Source organism: Methanoculleus sp. MH98A (assembly GCF_000691865.1).
Lineage (GTDB): Archaea > Halobacteriota > Methanomicrobia > Methanomicrobiales > Methanoculleaceae > Methanoculleus.
This window is the reverse complement of sequence record NZ_JMIO01000239.1, coordinates 1-1,021: the sequence shown is the minus strand read 5'-3', so window position 1 is coordinate 1,021 and position 1,021 is coordinate 1. Positions and strand designations below refer to the sequence as shown.

Sequence of the window (1,021 nt, the reverse complement as noted above, 5' to 3'; positions counted from 1 at the left end):
GATATTGTCCATGCACAGAGCTTCGGAAGCGGGATGCCAGCTCTCCTCTCGAACAGACTGTTGAAGATCCCTTATGTGATATATGGGAGAGGGTCTGACGTCTATCTCCCGGATTGGTTCACCAAATTAACTGCTAAGGTGATCCTGAGAAATGCCAGCGCGGTGATCGCCCTCACAAAACACATGAAAGAGGCTATGCAGGCAATCTACAGCAGAGATGTTATCATAGTTCCAAACGGGATCAATCTAAACGAGGTTGCGGAGAGAGAGGCAGAGGGAGGAAATCCTGGCAAAAAAATTCTGTTTGTCGGCCGTCTGCACCCTGTCAAAGGTACTCAGTACCTCCTTGGTGCAATGAGCATAGTCCACCGAGAACTGCCTGAAGCGAAACTGATCCTCGTTGGCGACGGCGAAGAGAGAGAGCATCTCGAAACCCTGACAGACAATCTCGGGATAAGAGAATGCGTTGAGTTTGCTGGCAGAGTCCCACACGAGAGGGTCGAGGATTACATGAATCAAGCAGAGGTCTTCGTCCTCTCCAGCTTGTCCGAAGGCTTCCCTGTTACAATTCTTGAAGCAATGGCCTGTGGCCTGCCTGTTGTTGCAACACGCGTGGGAGGGGTACCCGATATCATCAAAAACGGCACAAATGGGTATCTTGTAGACACAATGAATCAGGAACAGATCGCGGAAGCGCTGCTAAATCTTCTGCAGGATAAGCAGTTGCGGAAGGATATATCAGAAAATAATAGAGAGGGGGTAAGGAGGTACAGGTGGGATGCAGTTGCCGCTACATTAGAAGGGGTATATCAAAAGTCGTTGGGAACGTCCGAATAACCCTGAACATGCTTTTTCGGCGGGATAACCTGCATGATAAGGGTATCTTTCCACATAGAGTTAACTCGTTCTCCAGATCTCCCACTCGCTATTCACATAAAGTTTCATAATGGTACTGTCATTGTTTAACCGGGTAAAGTCCTCCTCTGAATAATAATCCTTAAGTGATCGCCATTCTTCCAGA

Annotated in this window: 1 protein-coding gene; it reads left to right on the top strand. The window is 48.1% G+C overall.

The genetic code is table 11. From position 1 onward, the window contains the following. A partial coding sequence (locus tag EI28_RS12785) for a glycosyltransferase (protein ID WP_048115424.1) occupies positions 1-837 on the top strand: 837 nt, incomplete at its 5' end. Positions 838-1,021 lie beyond the last annotated feature (184 nt).